The sequence below is a fragment of the Micromonospora terminaliae genome, from assembly GCF_009671205.1.
GTDB classification, from domain to species: domain Bacteria; phylum Actinomycetota; class Actinomycetes; order Mycobacteriales; family Micromonosporaceae; genus Micromonospora; species Micromonospora terminaliae.
Map to the genome: position 1 here is coordinate 217,835 of NZ_CP045309.1, position 14,339 is coordinate 232,173.

At 74.6% G+C, this 14,339-nt stretch carries 15 protein-coding genes; 14 read left to right on the forward strand and 1 reads right to left on the reverse strand.

Annotation, left to right across the window (positions count from 1 at the left end; translation table 11 throughout):
• Positions 1-8: 8 nt before the first annotated feature.
• The 8 genes from GCE86_RS01030 (at position 9) to GCE86_RS01065 (ending at position 9,105) form a co-directional block, all read left to right on the forward strand.
• Positions 9-347, forward strand: coding sequence for a P-II family nitrogen regulator (locus GCE86_RS01030; RefSeq protein WP_013284578.1), 339 nt, complete (start codon positions 9-11; stop codon positions 345-347).
• A 10-nt stretch (positions 348-357) separates the two neighbouring features.
• Positions 358-2,622, forward strand: a complete 2,265-nt coding sequence (locus GCE86_RS01035; RefSeq protein WP_154225158.1) for a [protein-PII] uridylyltransferase — start codon at positions 358-360, stop codon at positions 2,620-2,622.
• Positions 2,623-2,698: 76 nt separating this feature from the next.
• Positions 2,699-3,601, forward strand: coding sequence for an ABC transporter ATP-binding protein (locus tag GCE86_RS01040; protein ID WP_154225159.1), 903 nt, complete (start codon positions 2,699-2,701; stop codon positions 3,599-3,601).
• The gene (locus GCE86_RS01045; RefSeq protein ID WP_154225160.1) at positions 3,591-4,412 is read left to right on the forward strand and encodes an ABC transporter permease; all 822 of its coding nucleotides are present in this window, start codon (positions 3,591-3,593) and stop codon (positions 4,410-4,412) included. Before GCE86_RS01040 ends, GCE86_RS01045 begins: the two co-directional genes overlap by 11 nt.
• Before the next feature lie 20 nt (positions 4,413-4,432).
• Entirely contained in the window at positions 4,433-5,557 is a 1,125-nt protein-coding gene (locus tag GCE86_RS01050) for a sensor histidine kinase (RefSeq protein WP_154225161.1), read from the forward strand.
• Positions 5,554-6,210, forward strand: a complete 657-nt coding sequence (locus GCE86_RS01055; RefSeq protein ID WP_091268723.1) for a response regulator transcription factor — start codon at positions 5,554-5,556, stop codon at positions 6,208-6,210. The genes GCE86_RS01050 and GCE86_RS01055 overlap by 4 nt, the downstream gene beginning before the upstream one ends.
• Positions 6,211-6,358: 148 nt before the next feature.
• Complete coding sequence (gene ffh, locus GCE86_RS01060; protein WP_154225162.1) at positions 6,359-7,912, forward strand: signal recognition particle protein; 1,554 nt, start codon at positions 6,359-6,361, stop codon at positions 7,910-7,912.
• A gap of 104 nt (positions 7,913-8,016) precedes the next feature.
• Positions 8,017-9,105 carry an amidohydrolase family protein gene (locus GCE86_RS01065; RefSeq protein ID WP_154225163.1) on the forward strand — a complete coding sequence of 363 codons (1,089 nt, stop codon included), beginning with the start codon at positions 8,017-8,019 and terminating at the stop codon, positions 9,103-9,105.
• A gap of 50 nt (positions 9,106-9,155) precedes the next feature.
• Here GCE86_RS01065 and GCE86_RS01070 read toward each other — a convergent pair whose 3' ends face one another.
• Positions 9,156-9,827, reverse strand: coding sequence for a TetR/AcrR family transcriptional regulator (locus GCE86_RS01070; protein WP_154225164.1), 672 nt, complete (start codon positions 9,825-9,827; stop codon positions 9,156-9,158).
• Positions 9,828-9,919: 92 nt separating this feature from the next.
• On the opposite strand from GCE86_RS01070, the gene proS reads away from it, so the two are divergent.
• The 6 genes from proS (at position 9,920) to trmD (ending at position 14,279) form a co-directional block, all read left to right on the forward strand.
• Complete coding sequence (gene proS / locus GCE86_RS01075; protein ID WP_154225165.1) at positions 9,920-11,326, forward strand: proline--tRNA ligase; 1,407 nt, start codon at positions 9,920-9,922, stop codon at positions 11,324-11,326.
• A 1-nt stretch (position 11,327) separates the two neighbouring features.
• A complete protein-coding gene (locus tag GCE86_RS01080; RefSeq protein ID WP_280116433.1) occupies positions 11,328-11,996 on the forward strand; it encodes a ribonuclease FAU-1 family protein in 669 nt (222 codons plus the stop codon).
• A 242-nt stretch (positions 11,997-12,238) separates the two neighbouring features.
• Positions 12,239-12,697, forward strand: coding sequence for a 30S ribosomal protein S16 (rpsP, locus tag GCE86_RS01085; protein ID WP_091268710.1), 459 nt, complete (start codon positions 12,239-12,241; stop codon positions 12,695-12,697).
• The gene (locus GCE86_RS01090) at positions 12,672-12,932 is read left to right on the forward strand and encodes an RNA-binding protein (protein ID WP_030500803.1); all 261 of its coding nucleotides are present in this window, start codon (positions 12,672-12,674) and stop codon (positions 12,930-12,932) included. The genes rpsP and GCE86_RS01090 overlap by 26 nt, the downstream gene beginning before the upstream one ends.
• Positions 12,932-13,474 carry a ribosome maturation factor RimM gene (rimM, locus tag GCE86_RS01095; RefSeq protein ID WP_154225166.1) on the forward strand — a complete coding sequence of 181 codons (543 nt, stop codon included), beginning with the start codon at positions 12,932-12,934 and terminating at the stop codon, positions 13,472-13,474. The genes GCE86_RS01090 and rimM overlap by 1 nt, the downstream gene beginning before the upstream one ends.
• 16 nt (positions 13,475-13,490) lie before the next feature.
• Positions 13,491-14,279, forward strand: a complete 789-nt coding sequence (trmD, locus tag GCE86_RS01100) for a tRNA (guanosine(37)-N1)-methyltransferase TrmD (protein WP_154225167.1) — start codon at positions 13,491-13,493, stop codon at positions 14,277-14,279.
• Positions 14,280-14,339: the final 60 nt, after the last annotated feature.

Genomic DNA, 14,339 nt, shown 5'->3' on the forward strand with positions numbered 1-14,339 from the left:
GGTTGGACATGAAGCTGGTGACCGCGGTCATCAAGCCGTACCAGCTGGACGCGGTGAAGGAGGCCCTGCACGCCCTCGGCGTGGCCGGCCTGACCGTCAGCGAGGTCCAGGGCTACGGCCGGCAGAAGGGGCACACCGAGGTCTACCGGGGTGCCGAGTACACGGTCGAGTTCCTGCCCAAGATCCGGGTCGAGGTGCTGACCGATGAGATGGACGTCGACAAGATCGTCGATGCCATCGTGGGCGCCGCCCGGACCGGCAAGATCGGCGACGGCAAGGTATGGGTGACCGGCGTCGAGGAGGTCGTCCGGGTGCGCACCGGCGAGCGCGGGCTCGACGCCCTCTGAGGACGTCCCGATGACCTCGTTGACCACGACGACCGGCCCCACCGGGGACGGCCCGCCCGTGGTCAACGAGGTCGCCGGCGTACCCGGGGGGATCGGCGCGGAGGCCCGCGCGGCCCGCGCCGACGCCCTGGACGCCTGGCTGCGCGGGATCTTCCCGGCGCGGGAGGGGATCGCGCTGATCGCGGTCGGCGGGCTGGGACGGCGGCAGTGTGCGCCGCATGGCGACCTCGACCTCCTGCTGCTGCACGCCGGGGTGCCCGGCACCGACGAGCTGGCCGCCTCGCTCTGGTATCCGATCTGGGACGCCGGGCTGCGCCTCGACCACTCGGTGCGCACCGTCGCCGAGGCGCTCTCGGTGGCCCAGGACGACGTCAAGGTTGCCCTCGGCCTGCTCGACGCCCGCCACGTGGCCGGCGACCCGGTGCTGGCCGACCAGCTCGTCCGCACCGCCGCCGACCACTGGCGGCGCACCGCCGTCCGGCAGCTCCCGCGGCTGCGGGAGATCACCAGCGCCCGCTGGGAGGCCCACGGCGAGCTGGCCTTCCTGCTCGAAGGCGACCTCAAGGAGGCCGCCGGCGGGCTGCGCGACGTCGGCCTCCTCCGGGCCATCGCCACCGCCGGCGTCACCGACGCCCTCCGCCCCGCCGTGCACGCCGCCCACCGGCGGCTCCTGGACACCCGCGACGCCCTGCACCAGCAGGTTGGCCGCCGGGTCGACCGGCTGGTCGCCCAGGAACGCGACGGCGTCGCGAAGCTGCTCGGACTGGACGACGGTGATGCACTGTTGCGCCGGGTGGCCGGGGACGCGCGGACCGTCAGCCACGCCCTCGACGACGCCTGGCGGGCCGCCGACCGGCTCCGCGCCGGCCGGCACCGCGGCGCCGCCGGCCGGCCCCTGCGCCGCCCGGTCGCCCGGGACGTGGTCGAGCAGGACGGCGAGCTGGTGCTCGCCCGCACGGCCATCGGCGCCCGCCCCGACCCCAGCCTGTCGCTGCGGGTCGCCGCCGCGGCGGCCACCACCCGGCTGCCCATCGCCCGGGCCACCTGCGAGTGGCTGGCCGCGTACTGCCCGCCGCTGCCCGCGCCCTGGCCGCCGGCCGCCCGGGCCGCGCTCATCACCCTGCTCGGCGCCGGTCCCGGTCTGGTGCCCGCCTGGGAGACCTGCGACCGGTACGGCCTGATCGACGGCTGGCTGCCCGAGTGGACCCGGCTGCGCAGCCTGCCCCAGCACAACCCGGTGCACCGGTTCACCCTCGACCGGCACCTCGTGCAGGCCGCGTACGAGGCGAGCCGGCACACCCGCGACGTGGACCGGCCCGACCTGCTGCTGCTCGGCGCGTTCCTGCACGACATCGGCAAGGGACTGCCGGGCGACCACAGCACCGTGGGCGCACCCCTGGCGGAGGCGGTGGCCGCCCGGATCGGCCTGCCCGACGACGAGGTGGCGCTCATCGGCCGGCTGGTCCGGCTGCACCTGCTGCTGCCCGACGTGGCCACCCGGCGCGACCTCTCCGACCCGAAGACCGTCGCCGGTGTCGCCGAGCGGGTCGGCGACACCACCACCCTGGACCTGCTGCACGGCCTGGTCCGGGCCGACGCGGCGGCGACCGGGCCGGCCGCGTGGTCGGAGTGGAAGGGCCGGCTGATCGCCGAACTCGTCGCCCGGGTGCGGACCGCCCTGGACACCGGCGTGGTGCCCGCCCCGCCGGCCCCCGACCCGGCGCTGGTCGCCGGGCCGCTGCCCGTCGTACACCTGGGGGAGGACCGGGTGTCGGTGGCCGCAGCGGACCGGCGGGGGCTGCTCGCCACGGTGGCCGGCTGCCTGGCCCTGCACCGGCTGGAGGTCATCTCCGCGGACGCCGCCACCGTCGACGGCCGGGCCCTGGTGCAGTGCCGGGTGCAGCCGCGCTACGGCCTGGCCCCCGACCCCATCGCGCTCAGCGCCGACCTGCGCCGCGCGGTCAGCGGCGACGTCTCGGTCACCCAGCGGCTGCGCGGCCGGGCCCTCGCCGCGCGCGGCCAGGGCGCCGCGCCCCGGGTGGTGTGGCACCGCGAGGCGGCCACCGACGCGGTGCTGCTGGAGCTGCGTGCGGCCGACGCGGCCGGGCTGCTCTACCGGGTCACCTGCGCCCTCGACGAGGCCGGCGCCCAGGTGCGGGCCGCCCGGATCTCCACCCTCGGCGGCGACGTGGTGGACGCGTTCTACCTGGTCGGCGGCTGGCCGCCCGACGCCGACCGGGCCCGCGTCGAGGCCGCCGTGCTCGCCGCCGTCTGAGTACGTCCGGTGACGTAGGCGCGGAGCCGCTCGCGGGGCGACGTGCCGGGGGCCGTCCGGCGGGACGCTCGGTGGCATGAACCTGCCAGTGCAGACCGAAGGGCTCACCAAACGGTACGGCGGCCTGACCGCCGTGCAGGACCTCAACCTGACCGTCCGGGCCGGCGAGGTGTACGGCTTCCTCGGCCCCAACGGCGCCGGCAAGACCACCACCCTGCGCATGCTGCTCGGGCTGGTCCGGCCCACCGCCGGCACGGTACGGCTGCTCGGCCGGCCGCCCGCCGCGGGCCGGCTCACCGGCGTCGGTGCGCTGATCGAGGGGCCGGCCTTCTACCCGTACCTCTCCGGCCGGGACAACCTGCGGGTGCTGGCCCGCTACGCCGGGGTCGGCGCCGACCGGGTCGCGCTCGTGCTCGACCTGGTCGACCTGACCGACCGGGCCGGCGACCGCTACGCCGGCTACTCGTTGGGCATGAAGCAGCGGCTCGGGGTGGCCGCCGCGCTGCTGAAGGACCCCCGCCTGCTGATCCTGGACGAGCCGACCAACGGGCTCGACCCGGCCGGCATGGCGGACATGCGCACGCTGATCCGCCGGCTCGGCGCGGCCGGCTGCACGGTGCTGGTCTCCAGCCACCTGCTCGGCGAGGTCGAGCAGGTCTGCGACCGGGTCGGGGTGATCGCCCGGGGCCGGCTGGTCGCCGAGGGCAGCGTGGCCGAGCTGCGCGGGGCGGCCGGGCTGCGGCTGCTCGCCGACCCGCTGGACGCCGCGGCCGCCCGGGCCCGGGACCTGGTCGGGGCCGAGCGGGTGCGGGTGGTCGACGGCGGGCTGGAGCTGGCCGTCGAGCCGGAGCGGGCCGCCTGGCTCAACACCGAACTGGTCGGGGCCGGGCTCGCCGTGCGCGAGCTGCGCCCCCGGGAACGGGACCTGGAACAGGTCTTCTTCGACCTCGTGGAGAAGGGAACGGCCGATGTCGCGTAGCTTCCGCGCCGAGACGGTCAAGCTCGTCCGGCGGCCCGCCAGCTGGCTGCTGCTGGCCATCACGCTGGTGCTCGCACTGATCTTCACCTACGTCTTCCCGTACGCCGGCATCGCGGGCGGCACCGACGGGCCGAACACCGGCCGGGCGCTGCCCGCCCTGCTCCCCGACCAGCTGGTCGGCAACTCCCTCGGCGGGCTGCCGGTCTTCCTCGGCTCGATCCTGCTGATCCTCGGTGTGCTCACCGTCGGCGGCGAGTACGGCTGGGGCACCTGGAAGACCGTGCTCACCCAGGGCCCGACCCGCCTGGAGGTGTACGCGGGCAAGCTGCTCGCCCTCGCCGCCGCCGCGCTGGCCGTGGTGCTGGCCGTCTTCGCGGTCGGCGCGGTGGCCAGCGTGCTCATCGCGTCCGCCGAGGCGCAGCCGGTGACCTGGCCGTCGGCCGGTGACCTGCTCACCGGGATCGGCGCGGGGTGGCTCATCGCGACGATGTGGGCCATGCTCGGTGCCGTGCTCGCCGTCGCGCTTCGGGCCGTGGCGCTGCCGGTCGGGCTGGGCCTGGTGTGGATGCTCGCGGTGCAGAACCTGCTCGCCGCGATCGCCGCGCCGCTGGTCGACTGGGTGGCCAAGGCCCAGGAGGGGCTGCCCGGGCCGAACGCCGGCTCGCTGGCCGCCGCGCTGGGCGCGCCGGGAGACACCCCCGGGGTGGCGGCCACCGTCGGTGGCGGGCAGGCGGCCGTGGTGGTGGCCGCGTACCTGATCGGGTTCGCGGCGGTCGGCGCGGTGCTGCTGCGCCGGCGGGACATCGGCTGAGGCGGGGTGGGGGAGGGGACGTGGACCGCGAGCGTGGCAACCGGGGCCCCTGGCTCCTGGACGGCCTCGTCGCCCTGGCCCTGCTGGCGATCGGGCTGGCCGGCACCGCGCCGGCCGGCCTCAACCAGGGCGTGGGCATCGGGCCGGCCGCCTACCCGCTGGTCGTGGTGGCCGCCCTCGCGGTGGCCGTCCGCCGGCGCTGGCCGCTGGCCGCCCTGGCCGTGGTCACCGCCGCGAGCACCGCGTACCTGGTGCTCGGCTACCCCTACGGCCCGATCCTGCTGTCCTTCTTCGTCGCGATCTACACGGTCGCCGCGTACCGGCCGGTGCGGATCGCGGCGGCGGCCGCCGGGGTGGCGCTGCTCGTGCTGCTCACGCACGTCTTCGTCGGGGCGCACCCACCCGGCCTGGTCGGGCTCATGCCGGCCGCCGCCTGGGTGGTGGTGCCGTTCGCCGTGGGGGTCACGGTGCGGCTGGGCCGGGAGAACGCGGCACGCAACCGCACCGACGAGGCGCGCCGGCTGGCCGACGCCGAGCGGCTGCGGGTCGCGCGGGAGGTGCACGACGTGGTCGGCCACGGGCTCGCCGCCATCCACCTCCAGGCCGAGGTCGCCCTGCACCTGCTGGCCCGCAAGCCCGAGCAGGCCGAGGCGGCGCTCACCGCGATCAGCCGCACCAGCAAGGAGGCGCTCGACGAGTTGCGGGTGACGCTGACCGTGGTCCGCCGCGACGAGGCGGCCGACGAGCGCGCGCCCGCGCCCGGGCTGGCCCAGCTCCCGCAGTTGCGCGAGCGGTTGGCCGGCGCCGGGCTGCCGGTCACCGTCGAGGTAGAGGGGCCGCCGCGCCCGCTCCCGGTTGCCGTGGACCTGGCCGCGTACCGGGTCGTGCAGGAGGCGCTGACCAACGTGCTGCGGCACGCCGGGCCGGCCACCGCCACGGTCCGCATCCGGTACGCGCCCACCGAGGTCGCCGTCGAGGTGACCGACACCGGCCGCGGCCCGGGCGCCCCGGCGGACCGGCCCGGCTACGGGCTGGCCGGCATGCGGGAGCGGGTCACGGCGCTGGGCGGCTCGTTCGCCGCCGGCCCGGCCTCCACCGGCGGGTTCCGGGTGTCCGCCACACTGCCCGTGGAGGAGGTCGCATGATCCGCGTGCTGCTCGCCGACGACCAGGACCTGGTCCGGATCGGGCTGCGTGCCCTCATCGAGAGCGAGGACGACCTCACGGTGGTCGGGGAGGCCGCCGACGGGCTCGCCGCCGTCGAGGCGGCCCGCCGGGAACGCCCCGACGTGGTGCTCATGGACGTCCGGATGCCCGGCGTCGACGGCATCGAGGCGACCCGCCGGATCGTCGCCGACCCCGCGCTGGGCGGCACCCGGGTGGTCGTGCTGACCACCTTCGAGCTGGACGAGTACGTCTTCGACGCGCTCCGGCACGGCGCCAGCGGCTTCCTCACCAAGGACACCCGCCCGGCGGAGCTGCTGCGGGCCGTCCGGCTGGTCGCCGAGGGGGAGGCACTGCTCTCCCCGTCGGTGACCCGGCGGGTGGTCCGGGAGTTCGCCACCCGGCCGGCCCGGGTGCCCCGCCCGCACCCCCGGCTCGGCACGCTGACCGACCGGGAACGTGAGGTGGTGGGGCTGGTCGGCGAGGGGCTGAGCAACGTCGAGATCGCCGAGCGGCTGGTGGTCAGCCCGGCCACCGCGCGGACCCACGTGAGCCGCGCCATGGTGAAGCTCGGCGCCCGCGACCGGGCCCAGTTGGTGGTCTTCGCGTACCAGTCGGGCCTGGTCGCATCGTGATCGCCCGGCCGCGCGGGCCGTGGTGATCTCCTGGTGGGGGTCGGGCCGGCGGGAAGCAGTGCGGAGGCGGGACCGTTACCCTTGCGGGTAGCCGGACGTGTGCGTGCCGGCCGACTGTGCTCGCCAAACCGACAAACGGGATGTTCGCGTGTTTGACACCTTGAGTGACCGCCTGTCCGGGATCTTCACCAAGCTCCGCGGCAAGGGTCGGCTCACCGACGCCGACATCGACGCCACCGCGCGCGAGATCCGCATGGCGCTGCTGGAGGCCGACGTCGCCCTGCCGGTGGTCAAGGGCTTCATCGCGAACGTCAAGGAGCGGGCGCGCAGCGCCGAGGTCTCCCAGGCGCTCAACCCGGCCCAGCAGATCGTCAAGATCGTCAACGAGGAGCTGATCAAAGTCCTCGGCGGCGAGGGGCGGCGGCTCCAGTTCGCCAAGCACCCCCCGACCGTGATCATGCTGGCCGGCCTCCAGGGTTCCGGTAAGACCACCCTCGCCGGCAAGCTGGCCCGCTGGCTCAAGGCCCAGGGCCACCAGCCGCTGCTGGTCGCCGCCGACCTCCAGCGCCCCAACGCCGTCGGGCAGCTCCAGGTGCTCGGCGGCCGGGCCGGCGTCGAGGTGTACGCCCCGGAGCCCGGCAACGGCGTCGGCAACCCGGTGCAGGTCGCGCGCGACTCGATCGAGCACGCCAAGCGGGCCGCCCGCGACATCGTCATCGTCGACACCGCCGGCCGGCTGGGCATCGACGCCGAGATGATGCAGCAGGCCGCGGACATCCGCGACGCGGTCCAGCCCGACGAGGTCATCTTCGTCATCGACGCGATGGTCGGTCAGGACGCGGTCCGCACGGCCGAGGCGTTCCGCGACGGCGTGGGCATCACCGGTGTGGTCCTCTCCAAGCTCGACGGTGACGCCCGCGGTGGCGCCGCGCTGTCGGTCCGGGAGGTCACCGGGCAGCCGATCCTGTTCGCCTCCACCGGCGAGAAGCTGGAGGACTTCGACGTCTTCCACCCCGACCGGATGGCCAGCCGGATCCTCGGCATGGGCGACGTCCTCACTCTGATCGAGCAGGCCGAGCAGGCCTTCGACGCCGATCAGAAGGAGAAGATGACCGCCAAGCTGATGGGCGGCGAGCAGTTCACCCTGGAGGACTTCCTCGATCAGCTCATCGCGGTCCGGCGGATGGGCCCGATCGCCAACGTGCTGGCCATGATGCCGGGCATGGGGCAGATGAAGGACCAGCTGGCCGAGCTGGACGACAAGCACTTCGACCGGGTCACCGCGATCATCCGGTCGATGACTCCGGCCGAGCGCACCACCCCGAAGATCATCAACGGCTCCCGCCGGGCCCGCATCGCCAACGGCTCCGGCGTCACCGTCATGGACGTCAACCAGCTGCTCAACCGCTTCGCCGACGCGCAGAAGATGATGAAGCAGATGGGCGGCATGATGGGCCTGCCCGGTGGCGGCCGGCGCAAGGCGACGAAGTCGCCGAAGAACAAGCGCAAGGGCACCAAGGGCGGCGGGCGTCCGCGCACCGGCGCCGGGGTGCCGGGCGGCTTCCCGGGCGGCATGCCGCAGCTCCCGCCGGGCCTCGACCCGGGCGACCTGGCCGGCGGTCAGGGCCTGCCGCCGGGCTTCAAGCTGCCGAAGATCGACTTCAACAAGCTCGGCAAGGGCGGTGACAAGGGTCCCCGCTGACCCACGTGCCGACGGCCCCGTCCCCACCCCTGGGGGCGGGGCCGTCCGCGTACCGGGGCGGGCTCGTCACACGTTGGCGGACGTGATCGGGTAGGACTGTGCACATGGCTCTGCATGTGCGCGGTGTGCTCCTGCCCGACGACGAGGTCCGGGACGTGTGGCTGGTCGGCGACCGGGTCACCTTCGAACCGGTGCCCGGCGCCGAGACGGTCGCCGACGGCGGTTTCGTGCTGCCCGGCCTGACCGACGCCCACTGCCACATCGGCATCGCCCGCGGCGGCGCCCCGATCACCACTCTCGACCAGGCTCGCGAGCTGGCCCGCACCGACCGGGACGCCGGCGTGCTGGCCATCCGCGACGCCGGCTCCCCATACCCGTACCCGGAACTCGACGACGAGCCGGACCTGCCGCGACTGGCCCGCGCCGGCCGGCACGTCGCCCCGCCGAAGCGCTACCTGCGTGACATCGGGGTCGAGGTCGGCGCGGCCGAGGTGGCCGCGACGGTGGCCGCGCAGGCGGCCGCCGGCAACGGCTGGGTGAAGCTGGTCGGCGACTGGATCGACCGCGGGGTGGGCGACCTGGCGCCGGCCTGGGACGCCGAGACGATGACCGCGGCGGTCGCCGCCGCGCACGCCGCGGGGGCACGCGCGGCCGTGCACACCTTCTCCGAGTCGGCCGTGGAGATCATGGTGCGGGCCGGGGTGGACTCGGTGGAGCACGGCACCGGCCTCAGCCTCGACCTCATCGACCTGATGGCCCGGCAGGGCACCGCGCTGGTTCCCACCATGATCAATATCCGGACCTTCGGCCACATCGCGGAGCAGGCCCGCGGGAAGTTCCCCGGGTACGCCGACCACATGCTCGCCCTGCGCGACCGCTTCCCCGAGGTGGTGCGCGCCGCGCACGAGGCGGGGGTGCCGATCTACGTGGGCACCGACGCGGGCGGCGGCATCGACCACGGGCTGGCCGCCGAGGAGATGCTGCTCCTGCACGAGCAGGCCGGCATGTCCGCCGAGGACGTGCTCGCCGCCGCCTCCTGGCGGGCCCGGGAGTGGCTCGGCTTTCCCGGCCTGGTCGAGGGCGGCCTGGCCGACCTCACCGTCTATTCCGAGGACCCCCGCCGGGACCTGCGCGTGGTCCGCACCCCGTCCCGCATCATCCTCCGCGGCCGCGTCCTCCCCTCGCCCCGTTGATCAAGAGGTTTGCGTCAGCGGACGGCCCGTACCCGACGCAAACTTCTTGATCAACCCGGCGGTGGGGTGGTGGCGGCCGTGTGGAAGAGGTGGAGGGCCAGGTCGGCGAGCTGGTCGGCGGTGTCGTCGACGGGCGCCCCGGGCAGGACGATGTGGCTGACCGTCAGGCGGACGATGGTGTCGGCGGCGAACGCCAGGGCCACCGGGTCGCCCTCCGGCAGGTGCCGGCCGGCCCACTCCAGCAGGGCGGCGGACGACTCGGCCAGGATCAGCTCGGACCGGGTGGTCAGGTAGGGCAGCAGCTCGTCGGAGCCGCCCCGGGCGCTGGTCAGGATCGCCTTCACGAGGGGGTTGTCCGCGGCGGCGGCGAGGGTGTGCCGGATGGCCGCGTACGCGGCGGCGCGCACGTCGCCGCCGTGCGCGTCGAGGGCCGCGCGGACCTCGCCGACGAACCGGTCCACCTCGCGCCGGGCGAGCGCCTCGGCCAGGCCGGCCTTGCTGCCGAACTCGTTGTAGACGGTCTGCCGGCTCACCCCGGCGGCCTGCGCCACCCCGCCCATCCGCACGCCGTCCCAGCCCGCGGCGATCGTCTGCGCGCGGGCGGCGGCGACGATCGCGTCCCGCAGCCGGTTCGACAGCTCCGGCTCGGCGCGTCCGGTCCCGCGCCGCGACCCGGAACCGTCGCGCGCCGGCCCGGCGGCGCCGTCTGGAAGCTCACCCATCGCCGTCGAAGTCTACGGCCGGGCGGTGCGACACGGCGGCCACCGACTCCCGGGCGCAGCGGTGGCCCGCCCGGCGCATAGGATGTGCGGTCATGGCACGCGTGCTCACTCCCCGTGCGGAGGACTTTCCCCGCTGGTACCAGGACCTGATCGCCAAGGCGAAGCTGGCCGACAACGGCCCGGTGCGGGGCACCATGGTCATCCGACCGGCGGGCTACGCCATCTGGGAGCGGATGCAGGCCGAGATGGACGCCCGGATCAAGGCGGCCGGCGCGGAGAACGCGTACTTCCCGCTCTTCATCCCCGAGAGCTACCTCAAGCGCGAGGCCGAGCACGTCGAGGGCTTCTCGCCGGAGCTGGCGGTGGTCACCCACGGTGGTGGCAAGCAGCTCGCCGAGCCGGTGGTGGTGCGCCCCACCAGCGAGACGGTGATCGGCGAGTTCATGGCCAAGTGGATCGACTCCTACCGGGACCTGCCGCTGCTGCTCAACCAGTGGGCCAACGTGGTCCGCTGGGAGCTGCGTCCCCGGATCTTCCTGCGTACCAGCGAGTTCCTCTGGCAGGAGGGGCACACCGCGCACGCGACCCGCGAGGACGCCCGGGCCTACGCGCGCCGGATCCTGCACGAGGCGTACGAGGACCTCATGGTCAACGTGCTCGGCATCCCGGTGGTGGTCGGCCTGAAGACCGCCCGCGAGCGCTTCGCCGGCGCGACCGCCACCTACACCTGCGAAGGCATGATGGGCGACGGCAAGGCGCTCCAGCTGGGCACCAGCCACGAGCTGGGCCAGAACTTCGCCAAGGCGTTCGACATCAGCTACTCCTCCGCCGAGGGCGGCCGGGAGCACGCCTGGACGACCTCCTGGGGCACTTCGACCCGGATGCTCGGCGGCCTGATCATGTGCCACGGCGACGACAACGGCCTGCGGGTGCCGCCGAAGCTGGCGCCGGTCCAGGCGTACGTGATGGTCGTCAAGGACGGCGACGGTGTGGGCGAGGCGGCGGCCAAGCTCCGCGACGCCCTGCGCGACGCCGGGGTCCGGGTCGCGCTCGACGACCGGACCGACACGGCGTTCGGCCGCCGCGCGGTCGACGCCGAGCTGCGCGGCTACCCGGTGCGCGTCGAGGTCGGCCCCCGCGACCTGGCCGCCGGCAACGCGGTCGTGGTCCGGCGTACGGACGGGTCGAAGGCGCCGGTCCCGGTGGCGGACGTGGTGGGCGCGGTGCTCGCCGCGCTCGAGGCGGACCAGCAGGCGCTGCACGACCAGGCGCTGGCGTTCCGGCGGTCCCGCACGGTCGAGGTCGGCACGCTGGCCGAGGCCATCGAGGCGGCCGCCACCGGCTGGGCCAAGGTGCCGTGGTCGGCGGTCGGTGTCGAGGGCGAGGCCGAGGCGAACGGTCAGGGCGTCACCGTCCGGTGCCTGCTGCGGGCCGACGGCTCGGTGCCGGACTCGGAGGACGAGCCCGACCTGGTCGCCGTCCTGGCCCGCGCCTACTGAGGTGCGGCCGGACGGTCCGGCCGACCGGTTTGCGCCGGGTCGGCTGATTCTGCACCGCAACGTGCGGCACGGCCGGCTCGGCTGGGTCCGGGCGGCCCGCGTGGTCTGCGACGACGACCGGGGCCTGCTGCTCTGGGTGGCCCGGAACAGCCCGGTGGCGCACGAGGTGACCGAGGCGGGCCTGGGCATGCGGGCCGTGCCCTTCGCCGAGTGGATCACCTCGTCCTACCGGCTCGCCGAGGGGCGCTGGAGCGGCCCGCCGGTGCTGAAGTTCCTGCCCAGGGGCGCGGCCCACTCGGTCTGGTGGTTCCGCGACGCCCGGGACAACTTCCAGAACTGGTACGTGAACCTGGAGGAGCCCGGCGTCCGCTGGGACGACGGCGCGGTGGCCGGGGTCGACATGGTCGACCAGGATCTCGACGTGGTGGTCCACCCCGACCTGAGCTGGGAGTGGAAGGACGAGGACGAGTTCGTCGAGCGCCTCGCCTTCCCCGAGCACTACTGGGTGCCGGACGAGAAGGCGGTGCGGGCCGAGGGGGAGCGGGTGATCCGGATCGCCGAGGCCGGTGAGTTCCCGTTCGACGGCACCTGGTGCGACTTCACCCCGCCCGCCGATTGGGACGTACCGGACGAACTGCCATCCGGCTGGGACCGCCCGCCGGTGCGCTGAGCCCGTGTCGTTCGTCACCGTCGCGGGCGACCCGGGTGAGCTGTCCGGGTCCGGTGTGAGAGATCGGGGCCGGACATGGCAGAATGGGTCGCTGGTATCCGGCGCGCGTCCGGCGCCCTCTAACCCGGGCGCGTCGCCAGTTAACCGAGCAGTCTCCGGCCCAACCCCACTGTGCCGGTCGGCGCTCACCCGCCACACCGCCCGCACCGGGCCGGTGAGATCGCAACAGGAGCGAAACAACTGTGGCCGTAAAGATCCGGCTCCTGCGGATGGGCAAGATCCGCAACCCGCAGTACCGCATCGTCGTCGCCGACTCGCGCACCAAGCGTGACGGTCGCGCGATCGAGTTCGTCGGTGTGTACCAGCCGAAGGAGGACCCTTCGGTGATCGAGGTCAAGTCGGAGCGGGTCCAGTACTGGCTGTCCGTCGGCGCGCAGCCGAGCGAGGCCGTGCAGCGCCTGCTGGAGCTGACCGGTGACTGGCAGAAGTTCAAGGGCCTGCCGGCCCCGCCGCCGCTGAAGGTCGCCGCCGAGCGGGCCGACCGCAAGGCGGCGTACGAGGCCGAGGCGAAGGCCGCCGCCGGCGTGGCCGACACCCCGGCCCCGGCCAAGAAGGCCGCCAAGGCCCAGGCCCCGGCCGCCGAGGCCGAGGCGCCGAAGGCCGAGGAGCAGACCGGTGCCGAGTCCGGCGAGCAGGCCTGACATGGCGCTGCGTCCCGCCCTGGAGCACCTGGTCAAGGGGATCGTCGACCACCCGGACGACGTCCGGGTGCGCATGGTCGACTCCCGTCGGGGCAAGCGGCTCGAGGTCCGTGTGCACCCGGAGGACCTCGGCACGGTGATCGGGCGGTCCGGCCGGACCGCCAAGGCGCTGCGCCAGGTGATCGGCTCCATCGGTGGGCGCGGGGTGCGCGTCGACATCGTCGACTCGTACTGATGCTTCTCATCGTCGGCCGAATCGGCAAGCCGCACGGCATCCGCGGTGAGGTCACCGTGGAGGTGCGGACCGATGAGCCCGAAGCACGTTTCGCGCCAGGGTCGGTGCTGGTCACCGACCCTGGCGCGGTCGCGCCTCCGGAGCCCGGCGCCTACCGGGTGCCGGACAAGCTGACCATCGAGGCCACCCGCTGGCACCAGGGGCGGCTGCTGGTCACCTTCGAGGGCGTGCTGGACCGCGACGTCGCCGAGGCGCTGCGCGGCACCCTGCTCGGCGTGGACAGCGCCGACGTCGCCCCGCCCGCCGACCCGGAGGAGTTCCTCGACCACCAGCTGGTCGGCCTGGCCGTGGTGACCCGCGACGGCGAGCGGCTGGGCGAGGTGGCCCGCATCGACCACGCCCCCGCCTCCGACCTCCTGGTGCTGCGGCGCCCCGACGGGCGTACCGCGCTCATCCCGTTCGTCAAGGCGATCGTGCCCGAGGTCGACGTCCCGGGCGGACGCGTGGTGGTGGAGCTGCCCGGCGGGCTGCTCGACCTCTGACTGGAGCCACCCCCTCATGCGCGTCGACATCGTGTCGATCTTCCCGGAGTACTTCGCCCCGCTGGACCTGTCGCTGATCGGCAAGGCCCGGGCGAGCGGCACGCTACGGCTGGCCGTACACGATCTGCGGACCTGGACCCACGACGTGCACCGCACGGTCGACGACACCCCCTACGGCGGCGGTCCCGGCATGGTGATGCGGCCGGAGCCGTGGGGCGAGGCGCTCGACGCCCTGGCCCCCGACGAGTTGAGCCCGGACGGGCACACCCTGCCCCGGTTGATCGTGCCGTCGCCGGTCGGCGTGCCGTTCACCCAGGCCCTGGCGCACGAGCTGGCCGCCGAGTCACACCTGCTCTTCGCCTGCGGCCGCTACGAGGGCATCGACCAGCGGGTGCTCGACCACGCCGCGACCCGGATGCGGGTGACCGAGGTCTCCCTGGGTGACTACGTGCTCTTCGGCGGCGAGGTCGCCGTGCTGGTCATCCTGGAGGCGGTCACCCGGCTGCTGCCCGGGGTGCTCGGCAACGCCGGCTCGCTGGACGAGGAGTCGCACGCCCACGGGCTGCTGGAGGCCCCCATGTACACGAAGCCGGCGACCTGGCGGGGACACGAGGTGCCCGAGGTGCTCCGCTCCGGCGACCACGGGAAGATCGCCCGCTGGCGGCGCGACGAGGCGCTGCTGCGCACGGCGACCCGCCGCCCCGACATGATCGCCGCGCTGCCGCCGGAGAGCCTGGACAAGCGGGACCGGGCGGCGTTGGACCGGGGTGGATTTCCGCCGCTGGCGGGGGATGTGGCAAAGTAGAGGGGTTGCCGCATCCGTCCACGCCGTGGGCGGCTGCGAGGACCCTCGACCGGGGTCGGC